This window comes from Gemmiger qucibialis (genome assembly GCF_027689445.1).
Lineage (GTDB): Bacteria > Bacillota > Clostridia > Oscillospirales > Ruminococcaceae > Gemmiger > Gemmiger qucibialis.
Map to the genome: position 1 here is coordinate 67,691 of NZ_JAQFEN010000002.1, position 15,904 is coordinate 83,594.

Annotated in this window: 15 protein-coding genes; 9 read left to right on the plus strand and 6 right to left on the minus strand. The window is 52.0% G+C overall.

Annotated features, from left to right (window positions below):
• Positions 1–27: 27 nt before the first annotated feature.
• The 4 genes from PG062_RS04225 to PG062_RS04240 form a co-directional block, all read right to left on the minus strand.
• Positions 28–429 carry a hypothetical protein gene (locus PG062_RS04225; protein ID WP_270751337.1) on the minus strand — a complete coding sequence of 134 codons (402 nt, stop codon included), beginning with the start codon at positions 427–429 and terminating at the stop codon, positions 28–30.
• A gap of 17 nt (positions 430–446) precedes the next feature.
• Positions 447–3,473, minus strand: a complete 3,027-nt coding sequence (locus tag PG062_RS04230; protein WP_270751338.1) for a beta-glucosidase — start codon at positions 3,471–3,473, stop codon at positions 447–449.
• A 216-nt stretch (positions 3,474–3,689) separates the two neighbouring features.
• Positions 3,690–5,003, minus strand: coding sequence for an ATP-binding protein (locus tag PG062_RS04235; RefSeq protein ID WP_270751339.1), 1,314 nt, complete (start codon positions 5,001–5,003; stop codon positions 3,690–3,692).
• Entirely contained in the window at positions 5,003–5,710 is a 708-nt protein-coding gene (locus PG062_RS04240; RefSeq protein WP_270751340.1) for a LytR/AlgR family response regulator transcription factor, read from the minus strand. Before PG062_RS04240 ends, PG062_RS04235 begins: the two co-directional genes overlap by 1 nt.
• Before the next feature lie 429 nt (positions 5,711–6,139).
• Between PG062_RS04240 and PG062_RS04245 the strand changes: the two genes are divergently transcribed.
• Both PG062_RS04245 and PG062_RS04250 read left to right on the plus strand, forming a co-directional pair.
• The gene (locus tag PG062_RS04245) at positions 6,140–6,553 is read left to right on the plus strand and encodes a hypothetical protein (RefSeq protein ID WP_270751341.1); all 414 of its coding nucleotides are present in this window, start codon (positions 6,140–6,142) and stop codon (positions 6,551–6,553) included.
• Positions 6,550–6,864, plus strand: a complete 315-nt coding sequence (locus PG062_RS04250; protein ID WP_270751342.1) for a plasmid mobilization protein — start codon at positions 6,550–6,552, stop codon at positions 6,862–6,864. Before PG062_RS04245 ends, PG062_RS04250 begins: the two co-directional genes overlap by 4 nt.
• A gap of 29 nt (positions 6,865–6,893) precedes the next feature.
• Here PG062_RS04250 and PG062_RS04255 read toward each other — a convergent pair whose 3' ends face one another.
• Positions 6,894–7,748 carry a DUF2971 domain-containing protein gene (locus PG062_RS04255; RefSeq protein ID WP_270751343.1) on the minus strand — a complete coding sequence of 285 codons (855 nt, stop codon included), beginning with the start codon at positions 7,746–7,748 and terminating at the stop codon, positions 6,894–6,896.
• 217 nt (positions 7,749–7,965) lie between these two features.
• Here PG062_RS04255 and PG062_RS04260 point away from each other — a divergent pair, with 217 nt between their 5' ends.
• Positions 7,966–8,721 (plus strand): hypothetical protein, encoded by a 756-nt coding sequence (locus PG062_RS04260; protein WP_270751344.1) that lies wholly within the window; start codon positions 7,966–7,968, stop codon positions 8,719–8,721.
• A gap of 12 nt (positions 8,722–8,733) precedes the next feature.
• Here PG062_RS04260 and PG062_RS04265 read toward each other — a convergent pair whose 3' ends face one another.
• The gene (locus tag PG062_RS04265; RefSeq protein ID WP_270751345.1) at positions 8,734–10,809 is read right to left on the minus strand and encodes a P-loop NTPase fold protein; all 2,076 of its coding nucleotides are present in this window, start codon (positions 10,807–10,809) and stop codon (positions 8,734–8,736) included.
• A 129-nt stretch (positions 10,810–10,938) separates the two neighbouring features.
• On the opposite strand from PG062_RS04265, the gene PG062_RS04270 reads away from it, so the two are divergent.
• From PG062_RS04270 to PG062_RS04295, 6 genes are all read left to right on the plus strand, one after another.
• Positions 10,939–12,255: a relaxase/mobilization nuclease domain-containing protein gene (locus tag PG062_RS04270; RefSeq protein WP_270751346.1), complete on the plus strand. Its 1,317-nt coding sequence runs from the start codon at positions 10,939–10,941 to the stop codon at positions 12,253–12,255.
• On the plus strand, positions 12,212–12,484 hold the full coding sequence (locus PG062_RS04275; protein ID WP_270751347.1) for a DUF4314 domain-containing protein: 273 nt from the start codon (positions 12,212–12,214) through the stop codon (positions 12,482–12,484). Before PG062_RS04270 ends, PG062_RS04275 begins: the two co-directional genes overlap by 44 nt.
• Complete coding sequence (locus PG062_RS04280; protein ID WP_270751348.1) at positions 12,481–13,215, plus strand: PcfB family protein; 735 nt, start codon at positions 12,481–12,483, stop codon at positions 13,213–13,215. The genes PG062_RS04275 and PG062_RS04280 overlap by 4 nt, the downstream gene beginning before the upstream one ends.
• Before the next feature lie 89 nt (positions 13,216–13,304).
• Positions 13,305–13,619 carry a hypothetical protein gene (locus PG062_RS04285; RefSeq protein ID WP_270751349.1) on the plus strand — a complete coding sequence of 105 codons (315 nt, stop codon included), beginning with the start codon at positions 13,305–13,307 and terminating at the stop codon, positions 13,617–13,619.
• A 150-nt stretch (positions 13,620–13,769) separates the two neighbouring features.
• Positions 13,770–15,575: a VirD4-like conjugal transfer protein, CD1115 family gene (locus tag PG062_RS04290; protein WP_333559373.1), complete on the plus strand. Its 1,806-nt coding sequence runs from the start codon at positions 13,770–13,772 to the stop codon at positions 15,573–15,575.
• Complete coding sequence (locus PG062_RS04295; protein WP_270751350.1) at positions 15,556–15,891, plus strand: glutamyl-tRNA amidotransferase; 336 nt, start codon at positions 15,556–15,558, stop codon at positions 15,889–15,891. Before PG062_RS04290 ends, PG062_RS04295 begins: the two co-directional genes overlap by 20 nt.
• The last annotated feature ends 13 nt before the right edge of the window (positions 15,892–15,904 follow it).

Below are 15,904 nucleotides of genomic sequence, written 5' to 3' on the forward strand. Positions count from 1 at the left end.
TGCACAGCCTCCGAGACCTTTATCACTTTACATGGCTTTATCTTTGCGCACGAAAGAACTGATGAGAAGTGCCAGCATACTGATGGCGACCACCACGCAGATACGCATGATCGCGCCGATTTTGCTGACGTCACCGAACATTGCCAAGCCGAAGAAGTAGCCGACAAAGGTATAAACGGAATCCGTAATAAAAGCGCAGAGGGAGACCGCGCTGAGCGCCGGGGCTGCGATTGCCAGCAGGTCATTGTCCGTTACCAGCCCGGCTGCACCGGCCGCCACGGCCGCCACAAGTCCAATGTATACCCAGACGTTGCTGCTGCCGGTGTCGGCAGCATACAAGGCATACAGGATAATACCGACCAGCGCCAGAACGGTCCCGGCAAGATCCAACCAGAAGCCTACGGCTCTGTTTTGAAACAGGTTCTTCATTTTCGTGTCCTCCTATCTCAGGCTTTTTCTTCGCTGCGGCGCTTGGCGCGGAACATCATGAACAAGCTGCCCGCCATCAGCAGTACAAACACGACATCAATGGCATACAGTGCGATCTGCCACCACGGCATGATTGACTCGACCGTAGCATCCATGCTCAGACCGTTAATCAAATTCGTGCGAGAGAGCATATAGTGGTAGCGCTTGACGGCATCACGCAGGTTCAACAGCATATTGCCGTCGTCATTGCCGCGAATTTCCTCCACAATGGCGGATGCCGCAGAGCCGGTGGGATCGATGCAGTAGGTCGTGGTACCGGCGCTCAGAGAGGTGGCAAAGTGGCTCTTGTACGCACCGCCAGCCACGCCGTCGGTCTCCTGCTGGCCGTTGAAGCCCCATTCCTTGCGCAGCACCTGCGTGCAGAGCGCCTTGCTGGAGGAAGACCAAACGAGGCCGAGTCGGTTAAAGGACTGCATCAAGGCCATCGTGTTTTCGTTGGAAAGCGCACCCTCAAAGGCGCGCAGGGTCTGCTCACGGAAAGCCTGCTCGTTGAAGAACACGGCAAGACCTTCGCGGTGGAATTCCTGATCGTTGCCAGCTACGTGCTTGATGCCGGGGGTGACGCCACGGCTCTGCACAGCGGTCAGTTCGGTGGTGGTGTACAGGTTGGTCAGAATGGCATCCTCTGAGAAATATTCGCCGTTGCGGCCGCCGAACGGTGTGCGATGCAGATTGCCGCCGCCTGTCCAGAAGAGGGGCAACTTGCAGTACAGCGCTTCCTCCGCCATCAGTTCGCCACGGCGGGTCAGGCGGTCGCTGTTCCACATGCAGGCCGCCACAACAGAACAGGGATACAGGCAGACATCGCGGGTGTCGCCGTATTCTTCGGGGAAGGTGTTTGCGCCGACACTGGCCGTTCCGTCGCCCTCACTGAAAGCGGGCTTTGCCACGGAGGAAACCTCCGGCGTGCCGAACATATCGGAGATTTGGCTTGCCAGTTCCTCCACCGTCATCTGGTCAAGGTATTTATCCCAGGTTTCTGTATCGTCAAAGGAGACGTCTTTCATCGAGACAAAGGTCAGACCATTGTTCTGCCCCTGCGTAATATCGCTGACAGAGGGGGAGTCCTCCGGCTTGGTGTAGAGCTCGCCCTGCAAAATCTGCATCATTTCCTCGGTGCAGGTGATGGCGGGGGCTTTAGTCGGGAATGTGCCGTTCCAGTCCTGACGGGTCAGGTAGGTAACAGAACCCTCCTGCCAGTAGTTTGCGTCACAGTCATCAAACTGGTTGGTGACTTCCTCGCCGGTGACAGAGTAGCGGTAGCTCTCGGTATCCAGCGTATCATAGCTCCAACGGTAGGTCTTGGCGGCGTTGCCCTCCACGGTATTGCCATCCTGATCGACCATGCCGGATGCGCCCTTGGCCGCCAGAATGTTGTTCAGGGCGTCATGGGCATTATCGCCCAGCGCCAGATAGTAGTCACCTGCGCTCAGGATATAACCCTTGGCGTTGGTGTAGTCATAGCTGGCCATCATGTAGCGATCCATCGTGACCGTGACCTGCTCCGACTGGCCGGGCTTCAGCTCGTCGGTCTTGCCGTAGCCAATGACCTGCACGGCGGATTTTTCCACGGCGTTCTGCTTTTCGTAGTCGCCGTAGGGGGTCTGCACATACAACTGCACGACCGATTTGCCGCTGACGCTGCCGGTGTTTTTCACCGTGACAGTTGCAGTGAACATATCCTGATCAGCGTCATAGCTCACGCTGTTCAGCGTCTGCTCAAAGGTTGTATAGGACAGACCGTAGCCAAAGGGGTAGGTGACCTCAGCGGCATAATTCCAGCCGCCGCCAAAGGACGAACCTGTCGTGCCGGAGGCACCGGAAGCGGGATTCAGGATAGAATCCTCATAACGGGTCTCGTAGTACTTGTAGCCAACGTAGATGCCCTCCGCCTGCGTTGCCGTATAGGAAACATGCAGCGGGGAATCCGTGACAATACCGGAGTTCAGCACCTCGTCCACGTTGCTCCACTCGGCAACGTTCTGGCTCTGGGTGTATGCAGCCGGGGAGGACAGCGAGTTAGCTGCGTAGGTGTCGGTCAGGTGGCCGGAGGGATTTGCCTTGCCGGTCAGCAGGTTGGCGACACCCTCAAAGCCGCGCTGGCCGGGGTCGCCGATCCACAGACAGGCGTCCACGTTGTACTCGTCCATCCAGCCTAATTCCATGGGGTAGGCGCTGTTCAGCAGCACAACGATCTTGCTGAATTTTCCGGAATCGCGGATCATTGCCAGCATATCTTTTTCGTCCTGATGCAAAGCCAGGGCGCTGATACCGTCCGGGTCTTCCATCATCATTTCACAGTCCTCACCGCCCTCGCGTGCCAGCATGACGATAGCGACATCGTTGTAGTCGTTCTCCCAGCTTTGCTGCAGCTGCGCAGTGTAGAAAGACTTAGGTTCTTCGCCCAATACAGGCGCTGCATTGAAATCGCCGGTAGAATTCGGACCACCCGAAATCGTCAGGTTGTTGCTGGCCACACGAGAGGTCGAGCTGTTTTTATAGGCATCGTACAACGTATCATTGATAGAGAAACCGACATCCTTCAACGCCTGATACAGATCGATTACATATGTACCGGTGGACGCTGCGCCGCTGTTTGCACCACCGGGGGCATACACCGGCTGCACAACGGCGTGACCAAACAGCGTCACATGGCTGTTGGGGGAAAGCGGCAGGGCGCTGTTGTTATTACGCAGCAGAACAGAACCTTCCTCCTGCTCCAGCACAGATTCATCGTAGGTGGCTTGGATCAGCTTTTGGAGATTTTCCGCCGAATAGTCACCGAACTCGCTGGTGTAGTAGTTTGTATCCTCTGCCGAGGGGTCCCCGGTGGATACGATACGACTGGTCGTTGTGCCCAGGTACGAGTTCAGCGTACCAGTGTAGGTGATGGCGCACTGCGTACCAAACAGAGATACAACCATCAGCACAGCCGAGGTAGAGGTCAGACCGCGCCATAAAGTTTTCTTCGTTTGCTTCTTCATGTTCTTCTCCTTCTTATTTTTTTGGGGGGGGTATCTCCCCTTTGATGCTCTCAGTGTAGCACAAGATTCGTTTTGAAGGAGTGTTCCATTCGTAAACCGTGCTTTTTGCACCGTGAACGGTTTTGGGGTGTGTCATAATTGACAAACGATCTGCCGGTGTCTTTGTGCAGGTCGCCAAAAACGCAAAAACAGCCTGCCAAACCGGCAGGCTGCGGCTTATTTTTGCTGCACCGGCAGCAGCACCTTCAGCGTAAAGCGCTTTTCCTGTGTGCTGATCTCTGCCGTGCCGCCGTATTTTTCGGCGGTGTCGTAGATGCTCTTTAATCCGTAGCCGTGGTAGCGGGCGTCGGTCTTAGTGGTCTTGGGCAGCGTGCCGTCCGCGCGGAAAGCACCGTCGTAGGTGTTTTCGACCCGAATCCACACAAAGTTCTTTTTCCGCGTCACCACCAGATGGATGAGCCGTTGCTCGCTGTCGGGCAGCTTTTCTACACTCTCGATGGCGTTGTCCAGCGCATTGCCGAACAGCGAGCACAGGTCCATCGTATCCATAAAATCCAGCGCCGCACCGTCTGCCACGCAGGTCAGCGTGATGCCGTGCTGCTGGCAGTACAGGCTTTTGCTGGTCAGGATCGTGTCCAGCACCTCGTTGCCGGTCTTGTTCTGCGCCTCATAGCTGCGGATCTCCTGCTCCATCGCGTCGAGATAGTGGGCTTTTTCCTCTGAGGTCTCGCTGCGCAGCACAGCAATCTGGTGCTTGAGGTTGTGATATTTTTTATTGATAAGGTCAATGCTGTCCTGCGCCGAGCGGTACTGTGCGTACTGCGCCTGCAAGACGTTCTGCAAAGCGTCGCGCTCCTTTTTGCGGCGGTACTCCACCAGCTGCATGTGGTGCGCAAACAGAATGGCCATGCCGCCCAGGTCTACCAGCGTGCGGATGTTGTAAATTTCCGCTGTCACCTTGCCGGAAAACGGCGTGTCCGGGCTGACATAGCTCAGGTTGCTGGTGGCATAGACCGCCACACCGATGAACAGCGTGCTGAGAAATTCCTTTTTATGGACGTGCAGAGGCGAGGCTATATCGTTATAATTGCGTTCCTGCGCGAACACCACACCATACACTGCGGCATAGACGACTGCCAAAATGCACACACGCACACCCGCGCCCGGCGTGCCATGCTGCCCGACCATATAGTAGTAGAGCTGCCATTCCAGCGAGGCGGCCAGTTCCCCCAAAATAAACGCGCGGACACAATAATACCCCGCGCACCGGGCGGGCACGTCGGTCTGCATTCGGATGTACAGATACATGATTAAGATGGATACCGCAATGCAGGGCAGAAACCAGAATTGCGGCACCTGCCCCGTTGCCTGCATAAAGACGCCGAGCAGCAGCAAAAACACCGCGTGGATCGTATACCGCCGCCAGCCTGCTGTACGCTTGGGCAGATAGTACAGATACAAAAGGCAGGCAAGCCAGTCCGCCAGCGCGGTATACAGGCGGGGAATGTTGCCCAGAATTTCCGCTTGCATCAGATGTTTTCCCCCATGTAGTGATTGAGCGCCGCCAAAAATGCCTTGCGCTTGGCGCGGCTGATCTGCACCCGATCACCGTTGACGATGGCGTCCTCGTCCTGGATGCCGTCAACGTGCTCCAAATTGACAAGGTACGCCTTGCTGCTGCGGAAGAAATTCTCCGGCGGCAGCTTCTGCTCCACATCGCGCATGGAGCCGGTGGAATGCACCTCGCCCTGCTTGGTGTGGAACAGCAGGTCGTGGTCGCAAATTTCTACATAATAAATGTCGGAGGCGTCGAGCTTCTGCACACCGCCCGCGCAGGGTACCGTGAGGAAATGCTTCTGGCGGCGTCCCAGCAGCTCCCGCACATGGTTCATCCGCTGGCAGAAAGCGTAATAACTCAGCGGCTTTAAGATATAGTCCAGCGCCTGCACCGCGTACCCCTTGATGGCATACTGCGGCGAGTTGGTGATGAAGATGATAAGCACCTCCGGGTCGGCTCGGCGGATTTCCTCGGCTGCTGACATACCATCCATGAAGGTCATCTCGATGTCCATCAAGATCAGGTCATAGCCGCCCTTATAGCCCAGCGCGATCTCGTCACCATCTGAAAAATGTGTGATTTGAAAATGGCAGTTTTTCTCCTGTTGGTATTTTTCCAGATACGAGTCCAGCACTGCCCGATCCTGCGCGCTGTCCTCGACTACTGCGATGTGGTTCACGATGTGTTCTCCTTTTGGGGGCAACAAATGGGTTTATGTGCCGACGGTTAAACCGTTTGTTTTTCATGGGTATAGGCTTTATCTAATAAGTATTATACAGATTATTTTCCGAATTTTCAATAAATCATTGTGCTGCTTATCCGCCTTGTATACACTTGACAGGTAGAAGCATATACCTCTATCCATGGGAGTGAATCAAAGCTGATTCACTTTTTGAGTCAAGATTTTTGGATGAATCAGAACTGATTCACTCTGGAGCATATACGAATTTGTATGTGTATCCGACTTGATTGCCATGCTTTGGGCGGGAACGTGTTTTGCAAGCATAGCGTTTGGATATCCAAACGCAGATCCTTGGGGCATGCCCCAAACCCCCGACGGCCTACGAGAACAGTGCCGTGTTACATTTGGAAAGGAACAGGTGAAATCATGAGTGGATTTGAAATGCGGGCACAATTTTACCCGCTGGTGACCGACTTGGAACGGCTGAAAGAAGAAGCTGCGGAAGGCGTGCCGTACCCCTTCGTTACGGAAGAATTGCTGGAGCTCTCGCCCAAAGACTACCGGCAGTTCTGCAGCGCCCTGGGTCAGCGGTATGCCTTTGAAACCGACATTCCCAAGGAAGGGTACGATACGGTGTACGGGGCCTTCCATTGTTCTCTGGTTACTGCAGTATCCGAAAAAGAAGCAATTCTCCTGACCAGGGTGGCCGCGCAGATATTCGGCGCCTATCTGCCGGACAAGACACTTCTGGATCTTACGGGGGTGCCGAAGAAGCAGGTGACCCTTGAGTCGTGCCACAACCCGGAAATTCACATCGGGCATCCGGATGCCGTCCGGTGACCGGACGGAAGCGCCGCCGTGTTATTTCCCTTCGGCTGACCGAGAAGGAACTGCAGCATCTGAACCGGCTGGCAGCGCAAAGCGGGTTATCTCGTGAAAAACTCCTGCGGGCGCTGATTATGGGTGAAACCATTCGTCCGCGTCCTTGTACCCATCATGAGGACCTGCTGCGAAAAGTGTCCGGACTTTGTAATAATGCAAACCAACTTGCTCATCAGGCTAATTCTACTGGAAGAGCAGAGCAAAAAAGCGTGGAAAAAATGATAGAGCTAACACGAAAGGTCTACAATGCTGTCAAGATAAATTGGTAAAAGATATATAAATATAATGGCCAAATGACTTATACGTTGCTGGACAAAAAGGAATCTATATCTGTGATTTTAGGTATTGGAGACCCATCGCCTAATTTCTGATACTCACCATCTGTAATTAATATTTCAAAAGTGCGTTGTCCAGGCCAAGCTTTGAGTATCCGAACAGACGAAGGCACACAATGCTTAATAGCATCGCCGATATGAGAATCCAAATTGGTTCCGAGTATAATTCCAACCAACTCGCCAGGATTATAGTCGAAATAATTTGATGTTGATTCTTCTACAATTCGCCACTCTCTTTCATATTCCCAGCCTTTTTGTTTTAAAAACCAATTGGAATACACCATTTTCTTACAATCTTCTACTGAGGGTTCAAGCTGATTTTCCATTGTCTCGGTTTTCGGTTTGGGTTTCCTTTGGAAATACTGGACCTTTTTTGCGGAACTAAATTTCCCATCTGTCCTAAAGCATAAGCATGCGCCGGTATAATTCCCTGCATAATGCGCCCATAGTTGGGGAGAGCATGGATCATCAGAAAGCGAAAGAATCCTATACTGGGCCTTGAGTCCTCCAATGAAGGGGTCTTCTCTATCTTCTTGCTTGTATATAGAACTTCCCGCATATCCACCTACGGGAATATCAATTGCAGCTCCTTCCAAGGGATCATTTAGCTCAGTATATCTAGGGAAATACAGTCTATGAGACATAAGAATATCGAATAGACGAGAAATTTGAACAGCGGTCGTAAGTGAAACATATTTGTATAAGTGCTGAGGATACGTAGAAGGTTGCTGGTCTGCAATGGATTCCGTGCTTGTATCGGGATTCCTTTTTATTTGTACAATTGTTTTTCTGAAAGCGAACATTCCATTTAAAAGCATTTTGATTTTGACCTCCTATATCCTGAATTCTTTTTCTGTCTTTAGACCTTTTCCATAACCTAGGATGCTGAAATAATTATATCAGGTGAAGAAAACGACATCAAATTGCTTAACCATGGTTGGCCCATCGGGCAAACAGTACGGGTGTGGCCGGTCAGGAGAGTGTTAACAAAATGATTCAAATCTCCCGGGAAATCTGGAAGGAGGTGAAAAATCAATGGTAAAGAAATATCAGGAAACCGCCAATTTTGTATCCGGTGTACTGGATGTTACTGAACTTCAGAATATTTCGCCGTTCATGAGTAAGCCGCAAAAGTTCTCCATACAGCGGGTGCTGGTGCTCAGTGATGCTGACTACCAGTTGTTTGTGAATGATGACTTTCGCAGACCGCCCGTCGTCATCCGCGCCAAACAACGGTACATGGGATTTGACGTGAAGAAGAAAGCCTGGAACTGCCTACTGGTGGTGAGCGAAATCAGCAAAGACGGCATTCTGGTGGGGAAAGAGCCGGACGCCGAGCGCTACTATATGGCCTATGTCCCCGACCACACCAACCTGAACCTGTCGGCTGATCTGTCGGTGGAGTTCTGGACCAACGTCTGTACTACCACGCTCCAGCTGCAGCCTTCGGCAGAAGCACATCCTCCGCTGACGGAGCAAGAAAACCGTCAACAGCACTTCGCGTCCTTTGTGGGGATGCAGCTGTCGACGGTGTGCTTTGATCTGCGCTTTATGTCCTATGACCCGGAAAAGAATGAGATGGTGACCCGCCTGTATGGCGGCCCCAACGATTACATCGAGAGCCGTGGAACACCGGAAAAGATCGCCAAGGCAAACCACTTCTCGGGCAAGCTGCGAGGTATCTTCTTCAACATGGACTACCGCAATATTAGCCATCCGTGTCTGCCGGAAAAAGTACCGCAACCTAAACGGAAAATTCTGAGAAAAACCAGAAGGGAAAGTGCACGTTGAAAAAATCGGGTGTTATACATGTTGAGAATTGGTAGTATCTGAACCCCCATTATTTGCCGTTTCTTTATTGTTGGGACTCTGGGGAGTAAGTTTGTTGATTATTTCTTGGAGATCCGCAATCAACCATTTTTTGTGCAAATTATTGAGAATTTTAGTGGGGAGGACAAGGACATCCAATTTCTCCTTTAAAGCTATTGCATTTTTTAAATCATTGGAATAGTAATCCCTTAGATTTGAAAAACCATAAACGGCACTGAGGCAATGCCTGAAATCTTGCCAATCATCAGGAGGCGAGTTTTTGAGTTTGTCAACGATAATATCAATATTGAATTTTGAAAGGAAAGCTCTTTCAGATAGAAAAGCATCCCTCCTTTCGAAAACGTATTTGTAGAGTTTATGCCCCCAGTGTAACTTTTCCTTAAGGATATTATCGAGTTGAAGGTCGTCTTTATTGGTAGATTTTTTCTCTATAAGAGCCAGCAATTCATTACATTGTTGTTTGAAGACGGAAAAGCAAGGTGAATCTTGTGATAAAAAGCTACCGTCAAACATGGACAATTCAAAGTACCTCATCTGCTCTTTAGAGATAGGCTCCATATTGTTTATGGCATTATAGACTTTGTGAAAATACTGGTCTACATCAACCGTAAAACCTAACTCAGACAGCTTATGTGCAAAGGATAATATTTTGAAAAGTTCAATGAGGGTATAGTTGTGGGTTTCAATGCAATTGGATAGTTCAGTATAAATTGCTTCAACCTTCAGATCATCCATAAGCCAATATTTTTCTGCCTTTTGAATTGGATCGAAGCTTCTTTCTCTTGGTTTGGTGATTTCATTCTGGACGTAAGAATTTATAGTAGAAATAGCACTCTCACAATCAAGTTCGGAGTCAAATACATAATCCTCAACAAACTTGAACCCGACAAACATTCTGGCAAAATCCAAGACTTTCTTCGAATAAGAATATTGCTGGTACGACCGTTTCTCCGACCAGTTAAATCGCGGACCGCCTCTCTTTTGCTGAATTGTACTGTGTAAAATTGCAATAAACAGGGTTTCTAATAGAGAGTGCCTGTCCAGTGGGTTAATGTTCATATTAAAATTAAGATTCCAAATGCGGCTGAATGTTAGGAGGGCTGATTGGAAAGAACGCAAATTCAAACAATTCTCTTGTTGAAAAACATACACGATTTTGTCGAGTGACTGGGTCAAAACTTCTTTGACTTCCTCATCCAAGGAACTCTCGGCAATTATGTGAGGAAGTATATTTTTCAACGTGGGGTGAAAATAGAGTTCCTGCCCTACCAGTTTTTCCTTGATTTCTTTATACAACACATTTTCACTGAATAGTTCTGCAGTGTGTTGCTTTAGCTGATCCGGTGTAAATTCAGTGATGTGTTGATCCACAAGATTGTTCTGCAATGTGTAGTATGGTTGGGAAGGGTCGCGTACTTTTTCTGTTAGATGTAGTTGGGGGGTTAGTACTACCTGATACTTGGCTTCCAAATCATTACGCAAAGACATTTTTCCGATAGCCTGCTGATTGGCCACAATAAGAACTTTTTCAGATTCGTGTTCAACCAAACTGTTGATATAACCTAGTATTTCATTGATAGGCAATGAGCAACGTTCTAAGTCATCAAAGATAAAAATACGTTTTCTTGAATCATTAAATTTTTTGAAAATGGTATCCCAAGGAATATCTTCTACAGGAGATTTGAAAAGTGGTTCGAGAATGGATATGCCTGTGGCATTTAGTAGAGTTTGGCCTATTGGAAGGACAAAAGAACCGATAGCTGGTAAACATTGCTTTGCAACAGTCCTTTTATCAGAGGGAAGCTTATTTGTCAAAATGGAAAGCGCAATCTTTTGCGAAACAGTGTCCGTAGAGTTGACGCCGTATAGAGAAATGTATATAGGCATATAGCCAGAACCTTCGAGGGTTGGGATAATACTTTTCTGGATGAAGTATGTTTTACCTGTTCCCCAATCACCATCGATGAGAACTGCATAGTTGTATATTCTGTTCTTTACATAGGACATGATTTCCGCAGTAATTGCATCTTCGTTCAAATATTTATCCATGTTCAACCTCCCATGCCAAGTCTTTGAAAAATATGCCTTTAATCGATAACTCAATGAAATATCTGGTATCAGTATAGCACAAGAGGCTATATGCGACAATTTACATAACATAAGGAGGTTGTATGCGGGATGGCTTATACATCCATTATCCCCGTCCGCTGCCTGGACCGAGCGGTGGACTATGTGCGGGATAAAACCAAGACGACACGCGGTCCCAAGTCTTTGCAGGACGCAGTGGACTATGCCATAAACCGAGAAAAGACGGAGTTGGATTGTTTTGAAACGGGACTCAGCTGTGTGTGCGAAACCGCCTTTGAGGATATGCGAGACACGGTACAACGGTGGCAGCAAACAGCCGGTGTGCAAGGATACCACCTTGTCCAGAGTTTTGCCGAAGGAGAAGTCACGCCGGAACTGGCTCACCAAATCGGGGTCGAGCTGGCCGAGCAACTGCTGCAAGGCCGTTTTCAAACGGTGGTTACCACCCACCTCAACACCAAACACTATCACAATCACATTGTGTGGTGTTCGGTGGCTTTGGATAATGGCCGGAAATACCACAGCAATGCCAAGTCCTACTATACTGAAGTGCGGGCACGTTCTGATGCGCTATGCAGAAAATATGGACTTTCCATCATTGAGACCAAAGAAAGCGAACAGTCCTCCATGCCGTACCACGTTTGGCTGGACGAACAGGAGAATCGTCCAAACTGGACATCTATGGTGCGCCAGGACGTGGATGAAGCGATCTCACAGGCTCTGACCTGGCGGCAATTTCTGCAGTGTTTAAGTCAGAAAGGATACACCTTCCGTTTCAATCGAAAATATCCTACGCTGAAGCCGCCCGGAAAACCTCGTCCGATTCGGTTCAAAACCTTGGGAAAGCAGTACACCCCGGAGGCTATCCAACAGCGTATCCTCTACTCACAGAAAACCTACCCCGCCGAACCACACGTCCGTCATGTCCGGCTGCACGGGACCTATCAGAAAGTGCGCAAGCTCAAAGGCTTGCGCGTTTTCTATTATCGGGAACTGTATATGCTGGGGGTCTTTCACCGTAAACCTTGGCATCCATCCCCGGCCGTGCGGGAGGAAATCCGTCAGCTCGACAAACGAATTGAGCAGTACGAATTTCTGATGAACCGGGATACCCGCACTCTGGCGCAGCTACGGGATCTCCGTGCCCAAACGGAAGCAGAGGTGCGGAAGCTGAACGCAGAGCGCAATCGCCTGTACAAAACCAATCCGGAAAGCGACCAAATCCCGCTGTTCACCCAACGTCTGCGGGAACTGCGCAAGACCATCAAATTGTGCAAACGAATCGAAGAACATTCTCTGGAAATAGCGCAGCGCCAGGAAGAAGAACAGAAGCGCCGTGCCGAACAGGAAAGGAGAAACGCTTATGAACGAAACACAATGGAAACATCGGCTCCAATACGCCCGTGACCACTATCCGCCCGGCACCCGCGTTCGGTTGCTGGCTATGCCCGACGATCCCCAGCCTATCCCGCCAGGAACGACAGGCACGGTGATGGGCGTGGATGATGCGGGGCAGCTTCTTATGAAGTGGGACAACGGCCGGTCACTGAGCCTTCTGCCCGGAACGGATTCCTTTGAGGTGATCAGCCGTCCGAAGGCCAAAGAAACTCATCAGCGCAAAGGAGAAGCCAGATGAACTACGGAGCAGAACCGGCAGATCAGGTCGTTCGCTACTCGCTGGAGGGCACCGAGGTTGCTCTGCGGCTCTCGGGCAGGGCAGCGGTCACCTTTGCCAAGTTTGTGGCCGCGGTGCTTCAGGATCAGAAAAAGACCCACGGCAAAACCAGGCTGGTCCGCCTGCTGCGGGAAGGCAAGCCGCTGAAGTTCTTCTCGGTGGAGAAAGAGCGGATGCGGGAGTTCGCCCACGAAGCGAAAATGCACGGCCTGCTGTTTGTCCCCATGCGGGACAAGACCGATCCCGACCATATCGAGATTGCAATCCTGGCTGACGATGCCTCCAAGGTCAATCGTATCTTTGACCGCCTGCAGCTGGATGTGGTGGACACCGGCATAGCAGAAGCGGTGGGCGAGGTGGCGCAGGACATGGAGGCTGTGCCCACTGAAGCACCAGACACTCCGCAGAAAGACCCTCGGAAGGAGGAAGAAGCACCGGTTTTTCCTTTCCCGGCCCGTCACCAGACGGAGCCGGAACCCGCCCCTCCGTCCATGCCTTCCTCGAACAGCAGCGAGAAATCGCCGCCTATGTGGCCCGGATTCCACGCCGACCAGGTGCGGGCCCGGGGTAAGCGCCCCAGCGTTCGGCTGGAACTGGGCGAGATCCGCGCCATTCTGGCCGCCCGCAAGGAACATTCTCCCATGCCCAGATCGCCCATCCGAATCCGTCGTGACGGTCTGGTACGCGGGTAAAAGTTTTCCGATTGTTTTCAATTGGGGGATGGCTATTTGTGCTGGCGCGTGATACTGTTTCGGTAAAACGAACCAAAGGAGGAACCCCAATGAGCGAACGAGTTATGAAGATAGACCGGAACGACAAAAGCATCCTCATTCGCGCACTCCATGCGCAGTACCGCGAGAGAAAGGCCAAGGGCAAATCCTATACCGAAATCGGCCAGCTGATTCTGCGCATCGATGCCACGGCACCCGGACGTCTGTGCCTGGGGGATGACGAATACCTGTTGGCAAGGAATGCCCTCAATGACCTGCGCAACCAGCGCATTGCCAGCGGCGGTTACACCGATGCCGCCGACGCGGCCCTTGCCAATCTGCTGCGCGCCAAAGTGCCGTTCCATCTCTTCGGCCATATGCGCTGAATTACCATCTATATCCTGCCAGGGAAGTTTTCCCTGGCATTTTTATTTGATAAGGAGGGATGTGTTCTGAATACTGATGATTTCTGGAACCTGCTTGATCAGATGCCGCACCAAAGCAGCAAAGCCCGCCACAAACCGGCAGAACGCTGATTGCAGAAAACACCAACCCCTTGGTGGATCTGGCTGCTGCCTCTTCCGCTGATTTGGTGGGTCGCAGCTGCTCTGGCCATGCGCTGGCAGCCCGGTATGAATCTGTCCGGTCTGCTGAACGCCTGCAATGAGATGCTGGCAGAGCCGCTTCCCTTTGAGTGGAGCAACCAGACCCCGCGCTTCCTGCTGATCTTCACCGGCCTGTATGCCGTGATTGTCCTGGCCGCGTCCAGTGAACACCGTAACACGCGCCCCGGGGAGGAACACGGCTCTGCCCGCTGGGGGAACGCCAAAGAACTCAACCGCCGTTACCGCGATACCCAAGGCCCAAACCTCCTGATGACGCGCAACATCCGCATCGGTGTGGATGGCTATAAGCACAAGCACAATACCAACGTACTCGTTGTGGGCGGCTCCGGCACCGGCAAGACCCGGACGTATGCAGTTCCCAATGTGCTGGAAGCTGGCTGTTCCATGGTCATCACAGATCCCAAAGGAGAAATTCTGCGCAAGACTGGCGGCTTTCTCAAACGAGCGGGATATGAAGTACGGGTGTTCGATCTGCTCAACCCGGATGCGTCCTTCTGCTATAACCCATTCCGGTATGTGCGGGATGACAAAGAGGTGTTGCAGCTGATCACCAACCTGATCCAAAACACCACGCCGCCCCATGCGCAGAGCTCCGACCCGTTTTGGGAAAAATCTGAGACTGCATTGCTCCAGGCTCTTATGCTGTATCTGCTGCATGAGGCTCCACCGGAGGAACAAAACTTCGGCATGGTTATGGAACTGCTGGGGAGTGCCCAGGTCAAGGAGAAGGACGAGAACTTCGAGTCGCCTCTGGATATCCTCTTCGAGCGTCTGGCCATGCGTGACCCGGAAAGCATTGCGGTCAAGCAATATGGCATTTACAAGCAGGCCGCCGGCAAAACCGCAAAGTCCATCCTGGTGAGTGTCGGGGTCCGGCTTGCTGCCTTCAACCTGCCGCAGATTGCCCGGCTGACCATGACCGATGAACTGCATCTGGACGATTTGGGAGAACGCCGGGTGGCCCTGTTCTGCTGCATTCCAGATTCCGACAAGAGCCTGAACTATCTGGTGGGTATGGTCTACACCCAGCTGATCCAGACGCTTTTCTACCAGGCGGACCGTGTACATCGGGGAAGGCTCCCGGTGCCGGTCCACTGCCTGATGGACGAATTCCCCAACATTTCACTGCCCAAGGATAGCTTCCAGTCAGCACTGGCGACCATGCGTTCCCGCGGTATCTTCTGCTCCATCATTGTGCAGAACATTGCCCAGCTGAAGTCCATGTACAAGGATAGCTGGGAATCGCTGGTAGGTCTGTGCGATGAGTTTCTCTACCTGGGCGGCAATGAGCAAGGCACCCACAAGTATGTGTCCGAGCTGATCGGCAAGGAAACAGTGGAAACCACCAGTCGAAGCCTTTCCCGAGGACGCAGCGGAAGCAGCAGTACCAGCCACCAGCAAACGGCCCGCGACCTGATGACCCCCGACGAAGTGCGCCTGCTTTCCAATGACAAGGCGCTGCTGTTTGTGCGCGGGGAACGTCCGGTCATGGACTGGAAGTACAATCTGCTCCGGCACCCGAACATCCGATTCACCGAAGATGGCGGCGCACCGCCCTATGACTACACCGTCGCACCGGATGCTCACGAGGATCTGGCGGGCAATGCCGAAAACTACGAACTGCTGGACATGGATGATTTCCTGCCGGCAGCCGAACAACCGAAACCCATGTTTACTTATCCAAGGAGGAATGCCCATGCATCGCAACAAGATTGATATGCCCCGCACCAAACGTCTGACCCGCCGCGCCTTCGCGCTGTATGCCGCTCTGGTTCTGGTCTGCTGCGCCGCCACGCCGGTGCTGGCCGAGGGCGACCCGCTGACTGTTGTCAACAACCTCAGTACCTTCATCTTTTCCATCATCCGGGCCATCGGCCTGATCCTGCTGGGCTGGGGCATTGTGCAGGTGGGCCTGTCGCTGCAGAGCCATGACCCCAGCCAGCGCAGCCAGGGCTTCCTGACGCTGGCCGGCGGTATCATCATCACCTTCGCCAAAGAAATCCTGGACCTGATCGTTGGCACCGGAGTTTGATGCGCCGGAATAT

Bases quoted from the DNA above. Each gene is read 5' to 3' on its own strand.
- PG062_RS04225 (WP_270751337.1), bottom strand. From the start codon at position 429: ATGAAGAACCTGTTTCAAAACAGAGCCGTAGGCTTCTGGTTGGATCTT.
- PG062_RS04230 (WP_270751338.1), bottom strand. From the start codon at position 3,473: ATGAAGAAGCAAACGAAGAAAACTTTATGGCGCGGTCTGACCTCTACC.
- PG062_RS04235 (WP_270751339.1), bottom strand. From the start codon at position 5,003: ATGCAAGCGGAAATTCTGGGCAACATTCCCCGCCTGTATACCGCGCTG.
- PG062_RS04245 (WP_270751341.1), top strand. From the start codon at position 6,140: ATGAGTGGATTTGAAATGCGGGCACAATTTTACCCGCTGGTGACCGAC.
- PG062_RS04255 (WP_270751343.1), bottom strand. From the start codon at position 7,748: ATGCTTTTAAATGGAATGTTCGCTTTCAGAAAAACAATTGTACAAATA.
- PG062_RS04260 (WP_270751344.1), top strand. From the start codon at position 7,966: ATGGTAAAGAAATATCAGGAAACCGCCAATTTTGTATCCGGTGTACTG.
- PG062_RS04265 (WP_270751345.1), bottom strand. From the start codon at position 10,809: ATGGATAAATATTTGAACGAAGATGCAATTACTGCGGAAATCATGTCC.
- PG062_RS04270 (WP_270751346.1), top strand. From the start codon at position 10,939: ATGGCTTATACATCCATTATCCCCGTCCGCTGCCTGGACCGAGCGGTG.
- PG062_RS04275 (WP_270751347.1), top strand. From the start codon at position 12,212: ATGAACGAAACACAATGGAAACATCGGCTCCAATACGCCCGTGACCAC.
- PG062_RS04280 (WP_270751348.1), top strand. From the start codon at position 12,481: ATGAACTACGGAGCAGAACCGGCAGATCAGGTCGTTCGCTACTCGCTG.
- PG062_RS04285 (WP_270751349.1), top strand. From the start codon at position 13,305: ATGAGCGAACGAGTTATGAAGATAGACCGGAACGACAAAAGCATCCTC.
- PG062_RS04295 (WP_270751350.1), top strand. From the start codon at position 15,556: ATGCATCGCAACAAGATTGATATGCCCCGCACCAAACGTCTGACCCGC.